General features: G+C 43.1%; 25 protein-coding genes and 1 riboswitch. Of the genes, 8 read left to right on the forward strand and 17 right to left on the reverse strand.

Annotation, left to right across the window (positions count from 1 at the left end; translation table 11 throughout):
• Nucleotides 1-5: 5 nt before the first annotated feature.
• Nucleotides 6-149, reverse strand: coding sequence for a GapA-binding peptide SR1P (locus tag BN1691_RS14480; protein ID WP_147545891.1), 144 nt, complete (start codon nucleotides 147-149; stop codon nucleotides 6-8).
• Nucleotides 150-363: 214 nt separating this feature from the next.
• Here BN1691_RS14480 and BN1691_RS13110 point away from each other — a divergent pair, with 214 nt between their 5' ends.
• The gene (locus BN1691_RS13110) at nucleotides 364-822 is read left to right on the forward strand and encodes a DUF1885 family protein (RefSeq protein WP_048602619.1); all 459 of its coding nucleotides are present in this window, start codon (nucleotides 364-366) and stop codon (nucleotides 820-822) included.
• 96 nt (nucleotides 823-918) lie between these two features.
• Here the strand turns inward: BN1691_RS13110 and BN1691_RS13115 are convergent, their stop codons facing one another.
• Both BN1691_RS13115 and BN1691_RS13120 read right to left on the reverse strand, forming a co-directional pair.
• Complete coding sequence (locus BN1691_RS13115; RefSeq protein ID WP_048602620.1) at nucleotides 919-1557, reverse strand: copper amine oxidase N-terminal domain-containing protein; 639 nt, start codon at nucleotides 1555-1557, stop codon at nucleotides 919-921.
• 67 nt (nucleotides 1558-1624) lie between these two features.
• Entirely contained in the window at nucleotides 1625-2155 is a 531-nt protein-coding gene (locus tag BN1691_RS13120) for a transcription repressor NadR (RefSeq protein ID WP_048602861.1), read from the reverse strand.
• A 219-nt stretch (nucleotides 2156-2374) separates the two neighbouring features.
• Between BN1691_RS13120 and BN1691_RS13125 the strand changes: the two genes are divergently transcribed.
• Nucleotides 2375-3973, forward strand: a complete 1599-nt coding sequence (locus BN1691_RS13125) for a peptide ABC transporter substrate-binding protein (protein WP_048602621.1) — start codon at nucleotides 2375-2377, stop codon at nucleotides 3971-3973.
• 94 nt (nucleotides 3974-4067) lie between these two features.
• Here BN1691_RS13125 and BN1691_RS13130 read toward each other — a convergent pair whose 3' ends face one another.
• On the reverse strand, nucleotides 4068-4553 hold the full coding sequence (locus BN1691_RS13130; RefSeq protein WP_048602622.1) for a dUTP diphosphatase: 486 nt from the start codon (nucleotides 4551-4553) through the stop codon (nucleotides 4068-4070).
• A gap of 108 nt (nucleotides 4554-4661) precedes the next feature.
• Here BN1691_RS13130 and BN1691_RS13135 point away from each other — a divergent pair, with 108 nt between their 5' ends.
• Nucleotides 4662-5741: an acyltransferase gene (locus BN1691_RS13135; RefSeq protein ID WP_048602623.1), complete on the forward strand. Its 1080-nt coding sequence runs from the start codon at nucleotides 4662-4664 to the stop codon at nucleotides 5739-5741.
• A 394-nt stretch (nucleotides 5742-6135) separates the two neighbouring features.
• Here the strand turns inward: BN1691_RS13135 and acnA are convergent, their stop codons facing one another.
• Nucleotides 6136-8838 (reverse strand): aconitate hydratase AcnA, encoded by a 2703-nt coding sequence (gene acnA, locus BN1691_RS13140; protein WP_048602624.1) that lies wholly within the window; start codon nucleotides 8836-8838, stop codon nucleotides 6136-6138.
• 243 nt (nucleotides 8839-9081) lie between these two features.
• On the opposite strand from acnA, the gene BN1691_RS13145 reads away from it, so the two are divergent.
• Nucleotides 9082-9834 carry an IclR family transcriptional regulator gene (locus tag BN1691_RS13145; RefSeq protein ID WP_048602625.1) on the forward strand — a complete coding sequence of 251 codons (753 nt, stop codon included), beginning with the start codon at nucleotides 9082-9084 and terminating at the stop codon, nucleotides 9832-9834.
• A gap of 74 nt (nucleotides 9835-9908) precedes the next feature.
• Here the strand turns inward: BN1691_RS13145 and mnhG are convergent, their stop codons facing one another.
• The 11 genes from mnhG to BN1691_RS13200 all read right to left on the reverse strand — a co-directional run bounded on the left by mnhG (nucleotide 9909) and on the right by BN1691_RS13200 (nucleotide 19778).
• Complete coding sequence (gene mnhG / locus BN1691_RS13150) at nucleotides 9909-10259, reverse strand: monovalent cation/H(+) antiporter subunit G (RefSeq protein ID WP_048602626.1); 351 nt, start codon at nucleotides 10257-10259, stop codon at nucleotides 9909-9911.
• A complete protein-coding gene (locus BN1691_RS13155; RefSeq protein WP_048602627.1) occupies nucleotides 10231-10512 on the reverse strand; it encodes a Na(+)/H(+) antiporter subunit F1 in 282 nt (93 codons plus the stop codon). The genes mnhG and BN1691_RS13155 overlap by 29 nt, the downstream gene beginning before the upstream one ends.
• A complete protein-coding gene (locus tag BN1691_RS13160; protein ID WP_048602628.1) occupies nucleotides 10509-10985 on the reverse strand; it encodes a Na+/H+ antiporter subunit E in 477 nt (158 codons plus the stop codon). Before BN1691_RS13160 ends, BN1691_RS13155 begins: the two co-directional genes overlap by 4 nt.
• Before the next feature lie 6 nt (nucleotides 10986-10991).
• Nucleotides 10992-12473: a Na+/H+ antiporter subunit D gene (locus tag BN1691_RS13165; protein ID WP_048602629.1), complete on the reverse strand. Its 1482-nt coding sequence runs from the start codon at nucleotides 12471-12473 to the stop codon at nucleotides 10992-10994.
• Nucleotides 12466-12804, reverse strand: a complete 339-nt coding sequence (locus BN1691_RS13170) for a Na(+)/H(+) antiporter subunit C (protein ID WP_048602630.1) — start codon at nucleotides 12802-12804, stop codon at nucleotides 12466-12468. Before BN1691_RS13170 ends, BN1691_RS13165 begins: the two co-directional genes overlap by 8 nt.
• Nucleotides 12804-13235, reverse strand: a complete 432-nt coding sequence (locus BN1691_RS13175; protein ID WP_048602631.1) for a Na(+)/H(+) antiporter subunit B — start codon at nucleotides 13233-13235, stop codon at nucleotides 12804-12806. The genes BN1691_RS13170 and BN1691_RS13175 overlap by 1 nt, the downstream gene beginning before the upstream one ends.
• Nucleotides 13232-15556: a Na+/H+ antiporter subunit A gene (locus BN1691_RS13180; protein ID WP_048602862.1), complete on the reverse strand. Its 2325-nt coding sequence runs from the start codon at nucleotides 15554-15556 to the stop codon at nucleotides 13232-13234. The genes BN1691_RS13175 and BN1691_RS13180 overlap by 4 nt, the downstream gene beginning before the upstream one ends.
• A 186-nt stretch (nucleotides 15557-15742) precedes the next feature.
• On the reverse strand, nucleotides 15743-16318 hold the full coding sequence (mobB, locus tag BN1691_RS13185) for a molybdopterin-guanine dinucleotide biosynthesis protein B (protein WP_048602632.1): 576 nt from the start codon (nucleotides 16316-16318) through the stop codon (nucleotides 15743-15745).
• Nucleotides 16309-17574: a molybdopterin molybdotransferase MoeA gene (locus BN1691_RS13190; protein ID WP_048602633.1), complete on the reverse strand. Its 1266-nt coding sequence runs from the start codon at nucleotides 17572-17574 to the stop codon at nucleotides 16309-16311. The genes mobB and BN1691_RS13190 overlap by 10 nt, the downstream gene beginning before the upstream one ends.
• 269 nt (nucleotides 17575-17843) lie before the next feature.
• Nucleotides 17844-18368, reverse strand: coding sequence for a CcdC family protein (locus BN1691_RS13195; protein WP_082147171.1), 525 nt, complete (start codon nucleotides 18366-18368; stop codon nucleotides 17844-17846).
• A gap of 192 nt (nucleotides 18369-18560) precedes the next feature.
• Nucleotides 18561-19778 carry an aspartate aminotransferase family protein gene (locus BN1691_RS13200; RefSeq protein ID WP_147545893.1) on the reverse strand — a complete coding sequence of 406 codons (1218 nt, stop codon included), beginning with the start codon at nucleotides 19776-19778 and terminating at the stop codon, nucleotides 18561-18563.
• A gap of 253 nt (nucleotides 19779-20031) precedes the next feature.
• On the opposite strand from BN1691_RS13200, the gene BN1691_RS13205 reads away from it, so the two are divergent.
• On the forward strand, nucleotides 20032-20298 hold the full coding sequence (locus BN1691_RS13205) for a hypothetical protein (RefSeq protein WP_048602634.1): 267 nt from the start codon (nucleotides 20032-20034) through the stop codon (nucleotides 20296-20298).
• A 60-nt stretch (nucleotides 20299-20358) separates the two neighbouring features.
• Here BN1691_RS13205 and mnmA read toward each other — a convergent pair whose 3' ends face one another.
• Nucleotides 20359-21459, reverse strand: coding sequence for a tRNA 2-thiouridine(34) synthase MnmA (gene mnmA / locus BN1691_RS13210; protein ID WP_147545896.1), 1101 nt, complete (start codon nucleotides 21457-21459; stop codon nucleotides 20359-20361).
• A gap of 164 nt (nucleotides 21460-21623) precedes the next feature.
• A riboswitch (SAM riboswitch) is annotated at nucleotides 21624-21735 on the forward strand.
• A 96-nt stretch (nucleotides 21736-21831) separates the two neighbouring features.
• Here mnmA and BN1691_RS13215 point away from each other — a divergent pair.
• From BN1691_RS13215 to BN1691_RS13225, 3 genes are read left to right on the forward strand one after another with little or no spacing between them, the layout of a single operon-like run.
• Complete coding sequence (locus tag BN1691_RS13215) at nucleotides 21832-22605, forward strand: methionine ABC transporter ATP-binding protein (RefSeq protein ID WP_053083773.1); 774 nt, start codon at nucleotides 21832-21834, stop codon at nucleotides 22603-22605.
• On the forward strand, nucleotides 22602-23258 hold the full coding sequence (locus BN1691_RS13220; RefSeq protein ID WP_048602635.1) for a methionine ABC transporter permease: 657 nt from the start codon (nucleotides 22602-22604) through the stop codon (nucleotides 23256-23258). Before BN1691_RS13215 ends, BN1691_RS13220 begins: the two co-directional genes overlap by 4 nt.
• An 11-nt stretch (nucleotides 23259-23269) precedes the next feature.
• Nucleotides 23270-24145 carry a MetQ/NlpA family ABC transporter substrate-binding protein gene (locus tag BN1691_RS13225; protein ID WP_048602636.1) on the forward strand — a complete coding sequence of 292 codons (876 nt, stop codon included), beginning with the start codon at nucleotides 23270-23272 and terminating at the stop codon, nucleotides 24143-24145.
• Nucleotides 24146-24180: the final 35 nt, after the last annotated feature.

Below are 24180 nucleotides of genomic sequence, written 5' to 3' on the forward strand. Positions count from 1 at the left end.
TGCCGTTATTCATCCTCGCACTCAGCATCTTCATCTTTACAGTGACAGCCTGTTTTCCCGTGCTCACACGTCCCATATGCAGTTCCTGCTTTGTCTGAATCAAGATACTGCAATACTTTTCCACAATGTTGACATACCAATGCTTCCATCCAACCTCTCCCCTTTGTATGGAATACCCTAGTTCATCATATTGATCGTAATCTGTTATGCTACATTTCGTCAATAGGATATTAATGCTATACTATTTCCAACTGCTCGCACTTTTGCCCAATTGTCATATTGTTGTCAAACTTATTGGGGAATGTTACACTAATTATAGTAATTATCATGACAATTCAGTGCAATTATCGAGGAGTGGATACCATGGAAAAAAGCGCCTATATCAAGTTGGTTGAAGGCTCCACACAGGCAAAAATTGATTTGCAGGGCGTTGAAAATTTGTTACGGCAATATCAAGAGATGCTTAAGAAAACTGGTCAACAGCTGGATAGTGATTATACACAGTGGGCATTCCCCTATCAAATGGAGAAAAAGAATGATGGTGAACACTATTGGCTACAGTTAACCAGTAAAGAGCCGATGAAGTATAAATATATCCTCATGGGTGTTGGTAATGAAGAAGTCATCGTTCCTGCTGAGAATGAAGAGAATGCGAATCCACAGACCATAACCCGTTCTTACATCCAGGTTGTCCTACCTGATGTAGCCATGCAGAGTGATAAAGGCAAGGCTAATGAGTTTTGTAAATTTATGGCGAAACAATTAAAGGCTGAATTACATATGTTCAATGGACGGATCCTGTATTATAATCCTCGCAAATAGCAAGCCACGTAAAAAAATTGGGCGGAAAACATTACGTTATTCCGCCCTACTTTTTATTTTGGGACTTATTGAACAGCCCCGTTCAATCTACTGTCATTATTCCACTGTAAGTACTTTTTCGGCTAGTGTAACATAATTGGAAGAATCGAAATCTTTCATTTTAAATAGAAGCTTGTAATCCCCTAATTCTGTGAAGGTCCCCTTCGCTACTAAATTACGAACCTTAAAGCTACTATTTTTGTTGGTGGAAAAATAATTACTATCGTTCTTGAAGAAGGAATGAACCTCTTCTCCCTTCGGTGATACCAAGACGATTTTACTGTCAAAAGATTGTGATGTTGGTACATGATCCACTTCAGCATAGATGACTAACTGGTATTCCGCCCCTTGCTTGAAGGTACGCTGAGGCTCAACGATGGTTTTATTATTGTCACGATTTAGTGCCTCATTAATAACGACCATGTTAACAGAAGGTTTATAGATTTGGACTTGGTCCTTCTTCTGATTCCATTGCACAAGAAGCCCTAACTCTTGGGAAACTTCCCGTAAAGGAATCACAGTACGTCCCTCAATAATGAAAGGTGGAACATCACCAGTAATAAGATTACCATTCAATGTGACACGTACTGATTCAAGATCCTTATGCTTTTCAAAAAAAAGTGGAACTGCAGCGTATACACTTAAGGCTGTGATTGAGAGTAAAAGTACTAATAAGACGACAACCTTTCTTTTCATGTAAGACCCTCCATGAATAATAACCTATACTACAATCTTATACGCATGGAGGAGAAAATTGTCTCTCTTAATCTTCGATTTCTTCCATAAGGAGTATTCCTTTTTCTCGTAGTAAAGCACAAGCCTCTTCGATCTGAACCATCTGCTCCGCTTCAATCGTGTGAAGATGAATCCCATTAGTGAGGGAGGATAAGAGTCCTGCTTGATTGTTCTTGATTTGATTCAGAAATTGTTGAACATCCCACCGAGTTTTTACCATCAGCGAACCATGCAGTTCGCCATAGACAGGATGCTCAACAATCACATCTAGCACAGTTACGCCATGATCAACAAGGATGGTTAACTCTTCCTCTGCATCCTGCATGCTGTGCTGACATGCGATGACTTTTCGTACACCGACTTTTTCATGAGGTATTAAGTATTGATATCCCTGAGGTGTAGATATAATCGGTTGATCCTTTGCACGAAGTAGCGCAATATCCGATACAATCACTTGCCTGCTTACCTGTAGAGTCTCTGCCAGTTCAGTACCAGTAATAGGCGCGGGGCTATTACTTAATAATGTACATAATAATTCTCTCCGTTCATCACCGGTCATTCTCTTCTGTACCAAGCTTCTAGCACCTCCGTCCTAAGCTCTTCCTATTCGCATCGATGAACTATTCAATTATTATAACACGTCAATAAGTGCTCATACTAAAAAATGCCACAATTACTCCAAGCTCTCATCATGGACAAAGAATCTTATCAATGTTACAATAAGTCTCGCACTATGTAACACACTGTTACAAATAGACGTCTAGGAGGGAAATTCTACATGAATTTGCGTAAAGCATCTTTGCTTTTCCTTGCAACCATCATGCTGTTTAGTGTTGTATTAGCAGGTTGCGGTGGAAATGATAAGAATGAAGGAGCTCAAGAAGAGAACACAGCCACCGAGGCTACTCCTCAAGAGCTACATTTAATGATCAGCGATGAACCATTACTTGATCCACAAAAGATCTCCTATGCCTTTGAGTTTACTGTTGTTGCTAATGTAATGGAAGGCTTGGTTCGTCTTGGTGAAAATGAAAAAGTAGTACCTGGGATGGCTGAAACCTGGGAAACATCCGAGGATGGCTTAACTTGGACTTTCAATCTTCGCGATGCTAAATGGAGTGATGGATCTGCTGTCACTGCAGACGACTTTGTCTATGGATGGAATCGTGCAACCTCTCCTGATGTAGCTGCCATCTACAGCTATATCGTGAACGACCATGTGTCCAAAGTAGAGGCTGTTGATGAAAAAACATTACAAGTCACTTTAAAGAACCCAACACCTTACTTTGAATCCTTAATGGCATTCGCAACCTTCTTCCCAGCTAAGAAGGATTTCGTTGAAGCACAAGGTGCAGAGTACGGTACTGATGCCGATAAGCTACTATATAATGGTCCATTTGTCCTAAAAGAATGGAATCATAATAACAAGCTTATTTTGGCTAAAAATGAAAATTATTGGGATGCAGAAACCGTTCAGCTTGATACTATCACTTTAGATATTATTAAAGATGGTAACGCTGCTCTCTCCCTCTATGAGGAAGGTAGCCTTGACCAAACAGGCTTAGCCCGCGAGCAAGTAGTTATGTATCAAGATAGCCCAGAATTTAATGTAGAATCACAAGCGAACCTTTTCTGGATTATCTTCAATACAAAGAACCCTGCTCTCCAAAATGCCAACATTCGTAAGGCACTTTCATACGGTTATGACCGTCAAGCCTATATTGATGTTATTCTCAATAACGGTGCTAAGGTAGCAACTGGTCTCGTTCCAGAAGGTATTCCTGGACCAGGTGGTAAATCATTCCGTGAAGTAAATGGTGACCTCGTCACTTATGATGAAGCTAAGGCAAAAGAGTATCTTGAACAAGGCTTAAAAGAGTTAGGTATGGATAAGCTTCCTACCATTACTTATATCGGCTATGACAATGATTCTGGTATTAAAGGCGCTGAGTTCTTAAAAGAGAACTATAAGAAGATCGGGGTCGATGTGAAGATCGAAAACCTCCCTGTTGCAGCTGTTAAAGAGCGTAAACAGAATGGCGATTTCGATATCTTCTTTACCGGCTGGGGTCCTGACTATTGGGATGCTATGACATTCCTTGATGTATTCGTAACAGATGGTCCTAACAATGATGGTAAATGGTCCAATGCTGAGTTCGACCAATTAATTGCTGCTGCTCGTGTAGAAGCAGATCCAGAAAAACGTCTTCAATACATGGTTGATGCAGAAAAAATCTTAATCCAAGATGACGCTGCCATCGCACCTGTCTTCTTCAAATCTGTTTCCTACTTGAAGAAACCTTATGTGAAAAATGTTATTCGTCACCAATTTGGTTATGATGAAGACTGGAAATGGGCTTCCATTGAAGGTAAATAAGCTGTTGAGATAAGCTTCATCATCTCAACAACAAAGAAAACGCAGGAGTCGATTAAACGACTCTTGCGTTTCTTTGTTAGTAAACCTACTGAGATCAATAACCTTGATCTTGACGCTGATGATTAATCTCATTCTTTTTCAAATAAGCCTGAGCGATCTCTTCTTCTGTAAAGCCGAGCATCATGCCCAATGTGAGTAGATCTTCCATTAAGTTGCGGTACTCTTCCACATTGGGAGATTGGGTAAAGCGCTCAAGCTGGGAAAACAACTGGCGGAACTGAAGCGTAACAGAAGAGGCTGGTGTTAATGTACCAAATTCATCTTGCTCTGTGCCACATGTCAAACCAATGCTTAGAACAAAGTGGAGACAATCCACATACTCCTCAAGTACAACCTCCTTCGGGGAGGATGGCTTGTTACTCCAATACTTAAAGCACCTTGTTTCATTCGCTAGCTCTCCCAATTCAACCTGGAGAGCGAGGACTTTGGCTGGTAATAAATTTTGTCCTTCAAGCTGGTGTTCTTGAATAATTCGTTCATCAAGATTACGTTGAATGCGAAAGATCTGATTCCAATTCATCGACATCACCTCATGATTTCTATTATTTCATACCTTTTCCCTGTTGGTAAGCCATTTTTTTCGATATAATGTGAAAAGTGACCACTCAATTCTTCAGGAGGTGAACTCATGAAACTGATTCCCGAAATATCACTGATACGTACAATCGCATGTCTATCTATTTTACTCATCCATACATCGGCTCCCTTCATGGTGAGTGAGTACCATTGGGTCAATGCCATTCCTAATCAGCTTGCTCGCTTTGGTGGACCCATCTTCGTTATGATCGGTGCCTTTCTCTTGAGTAATAAATACTTGCGTAAGCCACTAGAGGTAGGCAAATTCTACCGCTCTCGCGTGTTGAAAATCTTCATCCCATACGCGGTGTTTACAATGGCCTACACCTTCTTCTACGACTATCTTTATCAGATGATGGTACCCCTTGATCAGTATCCAGCTCGGATCTTCCATCACCTGCTCTATGGAACCGCAGCTGGTCATCTTTACTTTATCTCTGCCATCTTCCAATTTTATCTCATCTTTCCCCTCTTTTTCTGGGTGATGAAGAAGGTGGAGAAGCATCCTTGGATTTTTAGCATTGGTTTAACCGGTGTTCTTTTTATGCTGTTTGCATCCTACTATTATCATTGGATCGATGCACCCTGGCTAAATTTTGTCGCTTATCGTTACCATGCTAATGCGCTGTTCTGGATGCCTTATTTCGTCTTTGGCTTCTATGCAGCTTACTATTGGGAATCGATCAAGAATTGGGTCAAAGCCCATCCTTGGCTAGTGAATCTCTTAGGCTTTGCTGCTTTTGCTGCGATGTGGGGTGAACATCTTCTCAGCAATCTGGAACCCTTAGGTTCAGCAAGACCCTTAATGTATTTCTATACATTCCCAATCTTTATCTTCTTCATCTTTTGGGTTCAATTGATTCAACGTTACTTACCTTTACTAGCGGATGGAATGCATGCTTTTAGTCGTACTTCATTCGGTATCTACCTTATCCATTTCTTCAGCATCGATTTTTATAATCATTTCCTTGCTCCTATCTTTGTTACCAATTATATGGCCTTTAACTTTGCCATCTTCTTTGTGATGGTCACCCTGATCTCCTTCGTCTCTGTCTTTGTGTTACAGCGTGTACCAGGCGGGCGTTGGATTGTGGGAACACCACCGATCAAGATGAAAAGGCAAGCAGTATAATTTACTTTTAAGCGCCACGAGGCTCATTCATACCCCGTGGCGCTTATTATTAGTATTGATCGATTTTCCGATTTCTCATCCCCTTTATTATATCGGCCTGAAACAGTGTGGTTGTGCTCACCAATTGAACCTTAATCGTGATTTCAAGTCCAATGATTTACACCATATTACCATTTATTTCTTATTTTTCGCATATGTAATTTTAGTGTAGATTCATTTACAAGCAAAGATCACAGGTGCTGAAAAGATTGAATAACTTTGGAATACAGGCAATACCATCACAATTTAACTGCATAAAAATAACACCAACCATAAAATGATTGGTGTTATCGATTTTTGCTTTTATCACTGTCTACTTGACAGGGGGCAGTTCAGAACCATCTTCATGAATCGCTTATTTACGAAGCTGACGTAGAACTGTTTGAAGAATACCACCATTATGGTAGTATTCAATATCTACCACACTGTCGAGACGTACAATGGCGTCGAACTGAAGGGTTGTTCCATCCTCACGTTTTGCTTCGACTTTGACTGTTTGACCTGGTGTAATCTCATTGCTGAGGCCTAGGATGTCAAAGGTTTCAGTACCATCGATACCAAGGTCCTTCCAGCCTGTATTACCAGCAAACTGTAGTGGGAGCACGCCCATCCCTACGAGGTTACTACGGTGAATCCGTTCGAAGCTCTCAGCGATAACTGCTTTAACGCCAAGAAGGTTGGTACCCTTGGCTGCCCAGTCTCGAGAGCTACCTGTACCATACTCTTTCCCTGCTAATACAACAAGCGACGTGCCATCTTGTTGATACTTCATGGCTGCATCATAGATGGACATCACTTCATCGGTTGGCAGATACTTTGTATAACCGCCTTCCACACCAGGAATCATCTGATTCCGAATACGGATATTGGCGAAGGTACCGCGCATCATCACCTCATGGTTCCCACGGCGTGACCCATAGGAGTTAAAGTCACGAACCTCCACACCATGTTCCTGTAGATATTTACCAGCTGGGCTATCCACAGCAATATTCCCAGCAGGTGAGATATGGTCTGTGGTTACAGAATCCCCCAGTAAAGCGAGAACCTTCGCACCACGAATCTCTATAATATCCGCTAATTCACCTTTTAATCCCACAAAGAATGGGGGATTTTGAATATAGGTAGAACGCTCATCCCAATCATAGAGCTGTCCTGTCGGTGCTTCAATCTGATTCCATTGCTCATTGGCATCGAAGACGGAAGCATATTGCTGACGGAAGAGCTCTGCGTCCATTCCTTGTTTAAATGCCTCGGCAATCTCTTGAGCAGTAGGCCAAATATCGCGAAGATACACAGGTTGACCCTGTTCATCTTGACCAATGGCTTCAGTCTTGAAGTCAATATTCACATTACCAGCTAAGGCATAGGCCACAACAAGAGGTGGCGAAGCGAGATAGTTCGCCTTCACTTGAGCATGGATCCGACCTTCAAAGTTCCGATTTCCTGAGAGTACAGCAGCCACAGTTAAATCGTTGTCAGCAATGGCTTTGCTCACTTCATCAGGCAGAGGACCACTGTTCCCAATACAGGTGGTACAGCCATAACCTACCACATTGAAGCCTAACTTTTCGAGGTATGGTAATAAACCAGCACGGGTAAGGTACTCTGTAACCACACGGGAACCAGGTGCTAGTGAGCTCTTCACAAAGGCTGGCTTCACAAGACCCCGCTCCACTGCTTTTTTCGCTAGCAAGCCTGCGCCTAGCATCACACTAGGATTAGAGGTGTTGGTACAGCTGGTAATGGCAGCGATCACCACTGAACCTGTGCCTAGCTCAGAATGCTGACCATTAGGATGTTCCACTGTTACCTTTTTGCACATAGCATCTGCAGCTACCCCAAATCCACCATCTTGGATGGGCTTCTGTAGTGTAGCTTGCCAGTTTGCTTTCATCTCGTCGAGATCGATACGATCTTGTGGACGACGAGGACCAGATAGACTTGGCTTCACAGTAGCAAGATCCAGCTCAAGAGTATCCGTAAATTGTGGAGCCTCCATGCCATCGACACGGAATAAGCCTTGTTCTTTATAGTAAGCTTCCACAAGTTGAACTAGCTCTTCATCACGACCGGTGCTCCGTAAGTATTGAAGTGTCTCATCATCTACTGGGAAGAAGCCCATGGTTGCACCATACTCTGGTGCCATGTTGGCAACGGTAGCACGGTCAGCCAAGCTAATATTGCTGAGGCCATCTCCATAGAACTCAACAAATTTACCAACTACACCTTTTTTCCGTAGCATCTGAACAACAGTGAGTGCTAAGTCAGTTGCAGTAGCACCCTCTTGCAATTGACCGATTAGCTTAAATCCGATTACCGCTGGTGTGACGAAATAGAGGGGTTGACCAAGCATTCCTGCTTCCGCTTCAATTCCACCTACCCCCCAGCCTAGTACACCGAGACCATTGATCATGGTGGTATGGGAGTCGGTACCCACTAAGGAATCAGGGAAAACAACCTTCTGACCATTCTCTTCCTTAACCTGAGCTACCTTGGCAAGGTACTCCAAGTTTACCTGATGCACAATACCGGTAGCTGGTGGTACAACGCGGAAATTTTCGAATGAGTCTTTTGCCCAGCGCAAGAATTTATAGCGCTCCTCATTCCGTTCAAATTCCCGTTTCATATTGTATGCTAATGCATCGTCATTACCGAATTGGTCGACCATCACAGAGTGGTCAATGACTAAATCCACAGGTACCAAGGGATTAATTCGATCTGGATTTCCATTCACGTCAGCCATGGCTTGTCGCATAGCAGCAAGATCTACTACTGCTGGAACACCTGTGAAGTCCTGAAGTACAATACGCGCAGGCTTGAATGGTACCTCTTTATTCTTGCCAGCTCCTTCACTCCAGCTTGCTAGTTGCTTGACATGCTCTTCTGTGACAGATTTTCCGTCTACTTGCCGAACTGCTGCTTCCAAGAGTACCTTCATAGAGAAGGGGAGTCGAGAAACAGGGCCGAATCCTTGCTCTTCCAAGTCTTTCAAGGAATAGTAAGCATATGATTGATCCCCAACTTGTAAATCACGCTTTACATTAAAAACATCTTTCATTCACGGTCCCTCCTTTAACATCCCTTGCTTGTTGTTTCACCTGTTGAAACTGTGTTTTACTTTTTAATCATTTTTATTATACATGATCTCGTAACAGAAAGGTAGCCTTAATTCACAACTTATTCGCACTTAGTTCAATTAAAGTCTTGATTTTTTCACTTTACTGTTCTTCGGTTATTTATTATAATCATAATCATTACAATGTGGTTTCACACTCCGAAACAAATGAGGCGAGTGATAATAATGAGTAATCAAGAACATGAGAAAAAAGTACCTGTTCGTGCAGTGGAGAGAGCCTTACATATTCTGCTCTGCTTTCTCGATGAACGGGAATTAACCCTAACGCAGATCGCCACCAAGACAGGACTTCATAAAAGTACTGCTTATCGCTTGCTCGCTACGCTAGAGCAAAACGGTTTCATCATCCGAGAAGATGATGGCGAGCAGTATCAATTAGGCTACCGCATCTGGGAACTTTCCAATCAGGTGAACACCTCCCAGCATCCAGCACTCCTCTGCCTATCTGAGATGGAGCAATTGCGTGATGAATTGGATGAAACGGTCAGTCTTTATGTCCGTGATGGCTATGAGCGCCTGCGCATTCAATCAGTGGAAAGCCGTCAGCCCATCCGACGTGTAGCTCCTGTGGGTGTTCGTCTTCCCCTGATTGTGGGTGCATCAAGTAAGGTGCTTGTTGCATATGAGGCACCTGATGTACAAAGCAGGTTGATCGATGAATTAGCTAGTGCCTCATCCATTCAACCAGAACTTTATCGCGCACAGATTCTTCAAGTTCAGCTCCAAGGCTTCGCAAAAAGCTTCGAAGAGCGTGAAGTCGGGGCAGCAGCCATCAGCGTTCCTGTCTTAACCAAGTCCAATCGGCTCATCGCTGCACTTACTGTCTCCGGTCCCGCTAATCGCCTTACATCCGAGCAGATGGATCAAATTCTACCGTGCATTCAGCAGTCTTCAGAGCGTATGGGTGCAAAATTTTAGCCTCCCACCCTTTAAGTTCAATCTCCCTAAATGGTTACGAAAAAAGATTGGGAAGCCTAGTTCCCAATCTTTTTTCATTCCTTCTCTGTATGATTTTCCTTTAGATCATCATGAATACTAATGGATGCTAGAGGAACACCACGATGATATGCAGCTCGTGCGATCATATGTCCTCCCACTGGCGATGTCATAAAGAGGAAGATAATCCCTAATAATAGTTTCCCGACAAAGAGTTTATCCACATCCCAAAAATAGAAACCAGTGGCCAGTAAAAGACCGATAATTCCTAAGGTAGAGCTTTTCGTAGCTGCATGCAGTCTTGTATAGATATCTGGCAAGCGTACTAGGCCAAAAGAACCCAAAAAGCTGAAGAAAAGACCGACAATCAGCATGAAACTAATCACGTACTCGCTCAATAATGACACCCTTTTCAAAGTATTTTGATGCAGCTACTGTCCCGATGAAGGACAAGATGCTAAACAATAAAATCACATCAGCAAAGGCTTCGGTATGAAATTTCATCGAGAGTAAGGCAATCACACCGATTAAGTTGACCCCTAAAGAGTCGAGAGCGATCACTTTATCAGCTCGTGTAGGACCACGTAAGACACGATATAGACAATTGAGGATAGATATCGCTAGGATGACTAAACCGACGTTGACGATGATCTCAATCATCTTGTCACCTCCATAATCTGACGTTCAAACGTATCCTTGATGGAACGAATCGCTTCCTCCACATCAGGAAGATCCATGGCATGAATGTAGAGAATATTCCCTTCAGGTGCAATGTTCACTGTTAATGTGCCTGGTGTTAAAGTGATCAAATTGGCTAGCAATGTAATCTCGAACTCTGTCGTCAATTCTGTAGGTAGTGCAAAGATGCCTGGTTGAATGTTCAGTTTCGGTGAAAGCACTTGCTTCGCCACCGTAATATTGGCCTTAATCAACTCCACAATAAAGAGTAAGGTGAGCTTGATAAAAGCCCAAACACGCTTTAGATAGAATGTTCCAGGTAGAAAGTTATGAAACACATAGAGCAATCCCATCCCGATTACATAGCCCACAACCAAGGTGACAAAAGACCAATCATCATTTAATAATGCCCAGACAATTGATAATGCAAGGTTCAGCACAATTTGAAATGCCATTTATCATTACCCCTTTAGCACCGCATCAATATAGATGGTGGGATCACTCAATTGTTTTGCAATGGTCTCAAACACTGGCATAAACCATTCTGCTCCCAATCCGAGGATAATCGATAAGGTTACCAAGAAAATACTTGGGAAAAGAAGTGAACCGATGGCTTTACGCGGCTCCCCTTCCTTCAACTTCGATACGCCCCAGAAACCATGTATAAAGATGCGCATTAATGAGTAGAGAATGAGGAAACTGACTGCAATGCTGATCCCTACCAACAAATACTGTTCCACTTCAAAGCCACCTTCAATTAAGAGTAGCTTTCCAACAAAGCCACTAAATGGCGGAATACCTGCTAAGGATAAGGTTGCTAAGAAGAACGTCCAGCCTAAGGCAGGGTAGGATTTGATTAAACCACCCATCTGACGATAATCATGGGTAGATGCTACATAACCAATGGTCCCCGCTAAGAGGAAGAGTCCAGCCTTAATGATCATATCGTGCACCATATAGAAGATGGTACCTTGAATGGCGGTGGTGGTTCCAAATGCAACCCCCATCAACATAAAGCCTACAGCAACAATGACATTATAGGCCACGATAGAGCGTACATCCTTGCTGGCGATCGCACCGAAGATTCCAAACACCATGGTGAGACCCGCAATGACAAAGAAGAAGGGCTGGACGAAGCCTGAATCCATACCAAATATGATGAGAAAACTACGAATAATCGCATAAACACCGACCTTGGTCAAGAGTCCACCAAACAGAGCTGCAATGGCGCTTGGTGGTACTGTATATGAACCTGGTAACCAGAAATAGAGTGGGAATAAGGCTCCCTTCATGGCAAATACGAGGAAGAAAAGGATGGCGATAACCAGTAAGATCCCTTCACCTTCCACAGAATGAATACGTTGGGCTAAATCTGCCATATTCAATGATCCAGTTACTGCATATAGATAGGCAACTGCAATGAGGAAGAGCGTTGACGAAACGATATTGATGATCACATACTTGATCGTTTCACGAAACTGTGCCTTATTTCCTCCGATGATAATAAGTACATAGGATGCAATTAAGAGCACTTCAAAGAAAACGAATAAGTTGAAAATGTCACCGGTAAGAAAAGCGCCTACAACCCCTAAGAGCATAAATTGAAAGAGGGGATAAAAATAGCTCTTTTCTCGATCCTCCCCAATGGTTGAAAAGGAAAAGATCAGCGCAGCTACCGCTACGATGTTGGCAGTAATCACGAGGACAATTGCCAGCATATCCGCAACAAAAGCAATTCCATAAGGTAATGGCCATCCTCCAAAGGTGAGTGTCTGTATCCCATCTGTCATAATCTGCTTACCAACGATAATAGCAACAAAAATCGTAGCGAAAATCGAAAGAATACTCAAAGTCCGTTGCAATACAACATGCTTAGCAAAGAATATTAAGAAGATCCCCGTTAAAAACGGAATGATAATGGGAAGCACAATTAAATTATTCATCTTTGACTCCTCTCAACTCATCCATATCATCCGTACCCAGCTTCTTGTGCATACTGTAAGCAAGCACCAATAGGTAAGAAGTAACGCCAAATCCGATGACGATGGATGTTAAGATAAGCGCCTGCGGTATGGGATCTGTATATGCTGTTACTCCATCAGTAATCACTGGTGGCGCGCCTCGTTTCAGCTTAGACATGGTCATAATCAAAAGATGAACTCCGTGGGAATAGATGACCGTGCCTAGAATGATCCGGAATAGGTTACGCGACATCACGAGATATGTGGCCACTGTGAGAAGAACTCCAACTACCACAATCATGAGTAATTCCATTATTCATCGGCTCCAATCGAAAGAATAATTGTCATCGTAACACCCACGACAACGAAATAAACCCCTAAATCAAAGATCGTAGCAGTTGCTAGTTCTGTCTCACCAAGAAACGGGAGATCAAACATTCCAAATGCATGGGTTAAAAACGCTTGTCCAAACAATACGCCTCCTAACCCTGTACCAACTGCCAACAGAAGACCGATCCCAATCATGATACGGAAGTGAAAGTTCTTCCGCTTTTCGATGGTCTCCATATCAAATGTAAGATAATTAAGCACCAGCGCTGAAGCTGTGACAAGACCTGCTACGAATCCACCGCCTGGATTATTATGACCTGCCAAAAAGAGATAGATGGCAAAGGCTAGGATTAAGTAGGATACGACTTTTGTGGTAGTTTCCAATATCACATTATTTAATCGCGGTAGTCTCATACATCATCCTCTTTTCTATTCCGTAATTTGATCATCGAGTAGATTCCCAGACCAGCAATACTCAAAACAAGAATCTCCAACATGGTATCAAAACCACGGAAGTCAACAAGGATTACATTCACAATATTATGACCGCCAGCTAGATCATAGGAGTGCTTAATAAAGTACTCAGAGATGGGTGTAAAGAGTCGTGTGCTATGAGCAGAAATTGCAATTAGCATCACGAGTAATCCTACACTGCTACTAATCAGCAGGTTTCTCAATTTTAAGGATTTACTGCCTTTCTCTTTCGGTACTCGTGGTAGATGAACGAAGGCTAATAGGAAAAGAACCATGCTGATGGTTTCTACCACAAGCTGCGTAAGGGCTAAGTCAGGAGCACGGAAATCTACAAAGAAAAGAACAACGATATAGCCGATGGCTCCAGTGGTTAAAACCATGGCAATTCTCGATGTGAGAAATGGAACGGTAATAGCTGCTGCAATCACACCAAGCGCCAAGAGAACCTCATACCAGCCAACAGGAGCTAAGTCCGAAGTGGAGAATGCAAAACTATCGGTAGTAAGGAGAAGTCCGCCACTCAATACGAAAATAAAGATAAAAATAATCGCTAGATAATTACGGAGAGAGCCTGTCATTTGGATACGGGTAAGACTTGTTGTAATCCGATCCAGACCGCGAAGACTCCGATCATACCAACCATTCCATGTTAAGAATTCAGGTAGATGATTATAGATATGTAGCCACTTTCGGTAGCTTAAGTAAATCAAGGTTCCCACTGCGATCACGATAAGCGTCATCGCTAACGGCCAGTTAAAGCCATGAAAATGTTCAATCTCTACAGGTTCCTGGGGAATCAATGTAATCGCTTCCACTGCAGGTGCAAGGATTGGCGCAGAGATCAGGTTTGGGAACAACCCGATGGTAAGGATAATAACCACAAGAATTAATGGAGAAATCAACATCCCTTTCGGTGGATCATGGGGCTTTTGCTCCAATTGCTCAAGCTGAAGCTCACCACGAAACACCTTAAAAAAGAGCATCATCGAATAGACAAATGTAAAGATACTCCCTAGGACTGCAAGAGCAGGAAGTAGGAAGCCCCAATTTAACGTTCCAGCATACTCTACCGATGCAGCAAAGAACATCTCCTTACTAAGGAAACCATTAAAGGGAGGAATCCCTGCCATGGCAAAGGTTGCAATAAAGCCCACTGTTGCAGTAATGGGCATGAATGAGAAGAGCCCACCTAAGCGACGGATATCCCGTGTTCCAGTTTCATGGTCCACTATCCCTGCCATCATAAAGAGTGAACCCTTGAATGCTGCATGGTTAAAGAGATGGAAAACAGCAGCAGTGACGGCAAGTGGCGTAGAGAATCCAAGTAGGATGATAATTAAGCCCAGCTGGCTCACTGTGGAATAAGCCAGAATGCCCTTCAAATCAGTCTGCTTCACCGCAAGGAAGGACCCCCAGATGAGGGTGAGCAGCCCGATCCCAGAAACGATAGGGAACCACCAATCATGAACAGCATAGAGTGGTAAAAAGCGTGCGATCAGATAGATCCCCGCCTTTACCATGGTGGCCGAGTGCAGATAAGCACTAACAGGAGTTGGTGCTTCCATGGCATCCGGTAACCAGATATGGAAGGGGAACTGTGCTGATTTTGAAAAAGCACCAAGTAAGATCAAGAGCATACTAGGGAGAAAGAGCGCACTCTCCGCTACCATATCTTTTTGTCCCAATATTTCGCGAATACTGAATGTACCAGTAATCGTATAAAGTAACACGATTCCTGCAAGCATAGCTAGTCCACCAAAAACCGTCAACAATAAGGACTTCTGTGCACCAAAGCGCGACTTATCTCGCTGATACCAGAAGCCAATAAGTAAGAAGGATGAAAGACTTGTAAGCTCCCAGAAGGTATAAAGGACAATCATGTTGTCGGAGAGGACAACACCGAGCATGGCCGTCATGAAGAGCAAAAGATAGATATAGAAATGTCCCAACTGCTCACTGCGGTTGAGATAATAGATGGAATATAGAACAACAAGAGAACCAATGCCTGTAATTATCAAGGCAAAAAGGATGCTCAAACCATCTAAATAGGTCGTAAAATTCACACCGAGGGAGGGAATCCAAGATAGGTCCTGCAGGACTCTCTCTCCATTCGCCACCTGTGGTAACAAGCGAAGAAAGCTAACGAATAAGAGAACGGGAACAAGTAGTACGAACCACCCAACATGGATGGCCTTCACCCTTCGATAAAGCAGTGGTACAAAAAGGGTAAAGAGCAATGGTGCCAACACGAGAAGCTGCAATTGCACGCGAACAAACCCTCCTTCATCTTTAATCTTTGACGCTTTTGCAAATCATGACACGAAATTCATATAGCTATTATACAACATTTGGACATAAAACTTGAACATAAGAATAAAGTATTTAAAGAAAAAGACGAGCCGTTATTCCTGCGACTCGTCTTTTTTCAACTTGTTCGTTTTTCCACCTTACGCGTTATTACTACGATTTTCGTTCTGATCTACCTTTTTTGCAATGATTTCAATCATCCATGTAAGGTATGCTTGTTCATCATCAATATGGAAGATAGGAATCCGTTCTTTTAACTCTTGATAAGCAACGGATGTAATTTTATCTAATGGCACCCAACTGATGATGGCCTGCAGATTCTCCAGCTTACTAGCGACACAGAACTCCTCTTCTTCACGAACCAGCATCAATTTTGGATAAGCACCTTCTTTATAGCCTTCCACAAGGACAAAATCCACATCCAAACAACGATAAAACTTGAGAAGATGCTCGAAGGAGATGCTTTCCTCTGCATTGATTTGCAAAATAAAGGTGCCATTTCCTTCTACACCAGTAACTATAGCACCAGCATTACGATGTTTTGCAGTATCGGTGCCGTTGTCATGGATGAATGGACGTCCTCCATGTCCATGGTGCTTCAGCGTTGCTACCCGCCATCCCTCCATATTACAGGCATGGATCACCTTTACGATCAAGGTCGTTTTACCACTATCCTTGTAGCCTACCACCTGTAGAATTGGCTTACCTATGTCCATAAGCGTTCGCATCCTTTATCATGAAATAGGAGGACATTAACTTGCTCTCCCTTCTGAAATCCTCTTGTACCTCCTGGTAAGATTAAAAGGGAGTTTGTTTCGCCAAGTGAAACTACAGCGCCAGATTTATCGAGGCCAGTTGAACCCACATGGAGAACGCCATCCTCGATCCATGTATAGCTACGGACAAAGCGGGTAAAAGGATTTGGCTTTGAATTATCATAGCCAAGAATTGCTTTTTCACAACAGAGATAGGGGCGTGTAGACCCACACATGGTACGAATAACCGGGCGGGCAAAGAGCTCAAACCCTACATAGCAAGCTGAAGGGTTGCCAGAGAGGCCATATAAAATTTTGCCGTTTTTCTGTGCAACGGTAGTAACACTACCTGGTCGCATTGCCACCTTATTAAATAGCACCTCCGCCTCCATTTTTTTATAGATTTCGGGTAAGAGGTCAAAATCCCCAACTGAAACGCCACCGGTTGTAATCAGGATATCTACTTCATCAAATGCCTTGGTAATAGCTGTATAACAGGTATCCAATTGATCAGGTAATTTACCATAATAGATCGGTTCGCCACCAACCCGTTCCACTTGAGCAGCAACCATATAAGCATTACTATTACGAATCTTGCCTGGCTGTAACGCTTCTTCTACCTCTAGCAATTCAGTCCCTGTTGCATAGATGCCTACTTTTGGTTTACGGAAGACAGAGACCTCCGCATAGCCAAAAGTGGCCAATAATGCCATAATACCTGGGTCAATGATTCTGCCTTTTTCAATTAATACAGTACCTTTTTTTGTATCCTCACCTTGAAAAGAGATACTATCCCCTGACTTGAATTGCCTTTTAACTTGAATATAAGCTTCACCATGATGTTCCACTTCTTTAGCCAATTCAAACATGACTACCGCATCGCAGCCTTCAGGAATTAATGCACCTGTCATGATCCGAATTGCTTCACCTTTCGCGATCGGACGAGATGCAAGATGTCCTGCTCCCACCGTTTCTGTAACTTTTAGCTCCACTGGATGCTCAGAGGATGCTTCAAGCGTATCCTCTGCTCGGATTGCAAAGCCATCTAAAGGCGAACGATCGAATGCGGGTACATCATGAGTAGCAACGAGGGTTTCAGCCAAATAGCGGTGATGGGATTGCAATATTGGTACACGCTCTACCTCCCCCTCTTTGGCAAACTGCATAATTCGTTCTATAGCTTCTTCTACTGGAATTGCCTTTCGCCGTTCAAACACCTACGTCACACCTTTCCTCAAGCCTAACAACATCTGTGATCTACACTTGTACCAACCTATGAAACATTGTTTCCTCATCCTATATTTTACAACACCATCCAGTGTAAAATCTCTTAGATTTATGAACCTTAGTCGAACTTATTTTGAAGCTTTATCATCCTAATATTTCCACCTTGGAAGCTGGTAGTATTGGTAACTCCGTAAAAAGAAAGGAGGATGCTTGTAATTATGGCATCCTCCTTTTTGTATTATGTTCCACCATGTTAATCTTAGACTGCTTTTTCAAGGGTTAGCTCTGCCTCATGTTTTTTCAAGAGTCGCTGGTACATCAGCGCCATGGCAACCCGCCAAGGTAAAATCATCCCAAATGCAAGGATAAAAAAGAGTCCTGCTGTTGCTTCAACTGAAATAAGTTCTCCCATAATTATCTTCATAGTCACACGAATTAAGAGTAAACCAATTAGGATGAAAGGAAATGCTTTTGAACGTTTTAAGTAAACCGCTGTACCCATCACCTCAAAACGGGATGTAAGAATGAGTGGGATGGAAAAGAGTGTACCCACTAAAAATGACTCCAGTGCAGAAAACCAGTCTACACGGAAGATGGGAAAGAGAAACATCAAGAATCCCGTACTCATAAAGAAAGGTGGAAGGATGATTCTTTTCATTGATGTAGGTCGTTTCGCCGCCTTTAAGCGGATCACAATCACCATGGAAGCCATCATGATCCCAAATAGCGTACTGATTATCATTAAGAGATGAGGACTTATTTGTGTATGGAAAATGCTATTCATGTTGTAAGTACCTCCTTCTAACAAGATCCAACCAACTATAATCACTTATCATCATTATAACAGTGTTTATGATAAGTATAAACATTTTCGAATCAACTTTATCGTTAGCCTTGGATATTGCTAAGGTGTGGAAGGTACCCCATCATATTATGAATAGCCTATGGAATCGCTTTCTCATAATAAGCTCATGGTTTAGCCAATCATTTTCCAACGTTCTTCAAGTCCTTGGAGTTCATCATAGAGAACTTCCAAGGTGGCTGCTAGCTCACGATTGGTAATGGTCAATGGCGGAAGGAAACGGAGAATCCGTTTTTGGGTGACATTGATCAAAAAACCACGTTGGACAAGGCGCTTTTGTATGAGAGCTACTTCTTCTGGAGGAAGTGACATCACCACGCCCATCATCATTCCTAAGCCCCGAACCTCTTCGACATGAGGAAATTCCTGCTGCATCTTTTCTAAACCTTCACGGAAGTAGGCAGCCTTCCGCCCTACTTCTTGGAGAAAATCTCCTGATAGGATAAAGCGAATAGCTGCATTCCCTAAGGCTGCGCTCACAGGTGAAGGTGCAAAGGTAGAGCCATGATCACCAGACTGGAAGAGATCCTGTAGTTCCTTCCCTGCAATAATCCCACCTAAAGGTAATCCTCCACCTACACCTTTCCCAAAGAAGATTAAATTCGGGGTAATGCCCGCATGTTGATAAGCAAAGAGCTTGCCTGTTCGTCCCATTCCAGTCTGAATCTCATCCACAGCCAATAAAACACCATGTTGGCGACAGAGCTGCTCTGCTCCTTGTAAAAATTCTGTTGTTAGAGGAACAATACCACCAAAGCCTTGCACGGGTTCTACTAGGAAGGCCACTGGCTTTTCTGTTTGTAATATTTTCTCCAGTTCCTCTAGGTGATTCGGTGTCACCTCAAAGATTGGAATATTAGGAACAGGATAATCCTGATAGACCGAGGCTTGCCGTGTCATCCTCATCGCTCCAAAGCTACGGCCATGGAAGCTATTCTTCAATACTACAATTCCATTTTGGCCTTCATGACCATGACAGCGCCACTTATGTAAGAGCTTCAGGGCAGCATCGGTGGCTTCCGTTCCAGAATTGGCAAAAAAGACTTTGCCAGGAATGGAATGATCCACAAGCATCTTGGCTAAGTGGAGCGCAGGAGGATTGTAGAATTGATTGGAGAGATGGAGATAGTGCTCACCTTGCTCATGAAATGCTTCTAATAGGACAGGATGATGATGACCTAAGAGGTTCACCGCAAGTCCTGTAAAAAGATCAAGATAGGCATTACCATCTATATCATATAAGTAATTTCCTTCTCCACGCTCAATGATCATGGGTAAACGATGATATGTGTTCATGAGATACTGCTCATCTAGTTGTTCTAACTCGTCCACGGAGACTTACTCCCTTCCATTACCATGATATTCGCCATTATTTCCACTGATTTAATTACCATAAGCCTTGCGAATTATGTAAATCGCCTCCTTTATTATGAAGCGCTTATCGCTTCAGAGACAAAGGAAATTTCTCTCATATCATTGTACTCCTTTCGGCTTAAAAATTCATGTTCCATCTCATGCTAAAAGGGCTCATGAGGTCATGCTGATGTGGGAACGCTAATCCTAACATCATCCTAGGAGGAATCCAATGCAGATCTGTCCCATATGTAATGGTATTGAATTAATTCATTTAGCTTGTCCTCATTGTGGTGCCCTCATGGAGGAACATGGAAAAGTAAGCGACTACTATGCTCCCTATAGTCCTTATCGAGAGATTAGTCATGTTCAAACTTTAGAAGGTTCGGACCCTATCCATCTCCTCTACTGTAATCACTATTATCACTGCCCCCATTGCCAGCATTTTCTCACCTATTCAGCGAAGCAATTCGCTTCGCCTTTTGCCCCGATGGTCTAAAGAAATATCACCGGAACTGCTTAACTGGCAACTAGGCAACTGATTAAAAAAGAAGGAGGATTACTCCTCCTTCCACGTCTCATCAATCTGTCCCCCGCCTAAGCAGACCTCGCCATCATAGAAAACCACTGATTGTCCAGGTGTAATGGCACGCTGTGCTTCAGCAAAAAGAACACGGCAACGATTCCCCTCCAAGATCTCTACAGTAACTTGTTGATCAGGTTGACGATAACGGAACTTCGCAGTGCAGATAAACTGTGATGCAGGAGGATTTCCAGCGATCCAATTAAGCTCTGATGCCCATAATCCGTGGGTATAGAGGGCTGGATGATGGTAGCCCTGGGCAACATACAGGACATTCTCCTCTAAATCCTTACCTACAACAAACCAAGGTTCGCCTGTCCCAGACCCACCAATCCCAAGGCCATGACGTTGTCCTAATGTATAATACATTAAGCCATCATGTTGACCCTTCACTTCGCCATCTAACGTCCGCATCTCACCAGGTTGAGCAGGAAGATATTGCTGTAGGAAGAGTTTAAAGTCCCGCTCACCAATGAAGCAGATCCCTGTGCTATCCTTCTTCTCCGCAGTGCTTAGACCGGCTCGTCGGGCAATCTCTCGTACTTCCTTCTTTTGCAGGTGACCGATGGGAAAGAGTGCCTTAGAAACCTGGTATTGATTCAAGGCATTGAGAAAATAAGTTTGGTCCTTATTCTGATCTACGCCACGGAGAAGATAATACTGTCCAGACCGTTCTTCTACGCGAGCATAGTGGCCTGTAGCGATCTTATCGGCACCTAATTGCAGCGCCCGTTCTAAAAACGCCTTAAATTTAATCTCTTTATTACACATGACATCAGGATTAGGTGTTCTTCCTCGCTCATATTCATCAAGGAAGTAACGGAACACCTTATCCCAGTACTCTTTCTCGAAATTGACCGTGTAATAGGGAATGCCAATCTGGTTGGCAACCTTTCGTACATCCTCATAATCATCGGTGGCTGTACAATGACCGAGCTCATCGGTATCATCCCAATTCTTCATAAAAAGGCCGATTACATCGTAGCCTTGTTCTTTGAGAAGTAATGCGGCTACCGAAGAATCAACGCCGCCAGACATCCCGATTACGACACGTGTGTTTGCTGGATCCTTTGTCATCATGAACATCCTTTTCATCACATGTTTGGCATAGCTCAACCTTACTTATCTTATCATTGTACAACACTTCATCTTTGAATCAAACATTAGAAAAAGATATTGACATATGGGTACATGACTGCTATAGTGTAAACCATATTAACAATTGAATGATAATACGTAATCTCTTATCGAGAGAGGTGGAGGGACTGGCCCGATGAAGCCCAGCAACCATCAAGCCTACACGCTTGAAAGGTGCTAATTCCTGCAGAATGTTACGATTCTGACAGATGAGAGGGTTTCGTTTCGTGTGAACGCTTCCCGTCTGATTTGTCAGACGGGAAGTTTTTTTGATCAGCATGAGTCAACAATATAAAGTAAGGAAGTGGGAAGATGATACAGCTAAGCAACGTCAGTAAAACCTATCAGCGAAAAGGCGAATCCTTCCATGCCCTTCAGGATATCTCCCTCACTATTGAGGATGGCGAAATTTTTGGCATCATCGGAAAGAGTGGCGCAGGAAAAAGTACGTTGATACGCTTGATCAATCGCCTTGAAGAGGTAAGCACCGGTGATATATGGATCGATAACATCCATTTAGAAACACTGCGAAGAAAGGAATTGCAACAGCTTCGTCAATCTATCGGAATGATCTTCCAACATTTCAACTTGCTCTGGTCCCGTACTGTGGCGGAAAATATCTCTTTCCCACTGGAGATTGCCAAGGTTCCAAAGGATGTAAGAACAGCACGAATTCAGGAATTAATCTCATTGGTTGGTCTAACTGGTAAGGAAGACGCCTATCCTGCAGAACTGAGTGGTGGTCAAAAGCAACGGGTAGGGATTGCGAGGGCACTGGCCAATAATCCAAAAATTCTTTTAAGTGATGAAGCCACCTCTGCTCTTGATCCCAAAACCACCCAAGACATCCTTCAACTATTGAAGCAGATTCAAAAAAAGACTGGGATCACCGTCGTTCTTATCACCCATGAGATGGATGTAGTAAAAAGTATCTGCGATCGCATCGCTGTTATCGATCATGGAAGAATTGTAGAGATGGGTCCGACACGAGATATCATTCAAGCACCTCAACACGGTGTTACGCAACAACTCTTAGCAGACTCCATTCTACCTAATAAATGGGAAGAAGGAGGGATAGAAGGATGACTTGGAATATCTTATGGGATGCTACCTTAGATACGCTCTATATGCTATTTAGTTCAACCCTCTTTGCTACCTTAATCGGAATCCCCTTAGGCATCCTACTCTTCATGAGCAACCCTGAGCTGGGGATGTATAAAGGATGGGGTGCTCAGATAATCCATCGTATAAGCGGATTACTTGTCAATCTCTTCCGGTCCATTCCTTTTATTATCTTGATTCTACTTTTGATTCCTGTAACACGTTGGCTCGTACAGACCAGTGTTGGTCCTACAGCAGCCATCATTCCCTTGGTGGTAGGTGCTGCGCCCTTTGTTGCACGCCTTGTTGAGACCTCCTTACGTGAAGTGAATAAGGGTGTCATTGAAGCAGCGGAATCTATGGGTGCTAGTCGCTGGAACATCATCTGGAAGGTGCTTCTACCAGAGGCTCGACCAGGGATCATCTCCGGTATCACAGTCACCATGGTCAATTTAGTGGGTTTTACTGCCATGGCAGGTGTGGTAGGAGCCGGTGGTTTAGGCGATTTGGCCATTCGCTTTGGTTACTATGCCTTTGATTATAAAACCACGTTGATTACCACCCTCATCCTTGTCATTCTTGTTCAATTGATTCAGATGAGCGGTGATTTCATAGTAAAAAAAATTGATAAAAGATAGGAGTGTTCAAAATGAAGAAAAAATGGGTATTATTTGGTCTTACTTTTCTATTAATCGTTGCCTCTCTTGGACTGGCTGGTTGCGGAAGCGACAAAGCTACGAGCAGTGATAATAAAGAGACCGCAGCATCAGAAAAAGCAGACGCTGGCTCTCAAGAGGTGGTTACCATAAAAGTGGGTGCCACACCAGTCCCTCATTCCGAGATCCTAGAAAATGTTGTTAAACCATTGTTGGAAGCAGAAGGGGTTAAGCTGGAAGTCATTACCTATCAGGACTATGTACTACCCAATCAAAATCTCAATGACAAAGAGATCGATGCCAACTTCTTCCAACACATCCCTTACCTCGAAGACTTTAGTGCAAAGCATAATCTAGCCATTGATTGGGCAGCGAAGGTTCATCTTGAGCCCATGGGCATCTATTCCAAAAAGGTTGAAGACCTGAACCAAGTCAAAGATGGCGCAAAGGTAGCTGTTCCTAATGACCCTTCCAACCTAGGTCGTGCTTTGTTACTACTTGAAAAAGCTGACCTTCTCACCTTGAAAGAGGGCGCTGGTATTGCCGCAACTGAATTGGATATTACCGATTCCAAGGTATCCGTTGTTCCCATGGATGCAGCCATGCTTCCTCGTAACCTCGAAGATGTGGAGCTTGCAGTCATCAATACCAACTTTGCCATCCCTGCTGGCTTAAATCCATTGAATGATGCCCTCTTCCTTGAAGAGAAGGATTCTCCTTATGCCAATGTACTGGCCATTCGTAAAGGTGATGAAACACGTCCGGAAATCGAAAAATTGATCAATGCCATCACCTCGGAGGATGTAGCCAAATATATCAATGAGAAATATGAGGGTGCTATCCTTCCAGCCATTGAGGTTCGCCAATAATCATGCTTCCCGATACTTGTACCCTCCCCAATCCT

The organism is Rubeoparvulum massiliense (assembly GCF_001049895.1).
Classification (GTDB): Bacteria; Bacillota; Bacilli; order Rubeoparvulales; family Rubeoparvulaceae; genus Rubeoparvulum; species Rubeoparvulum massiliense.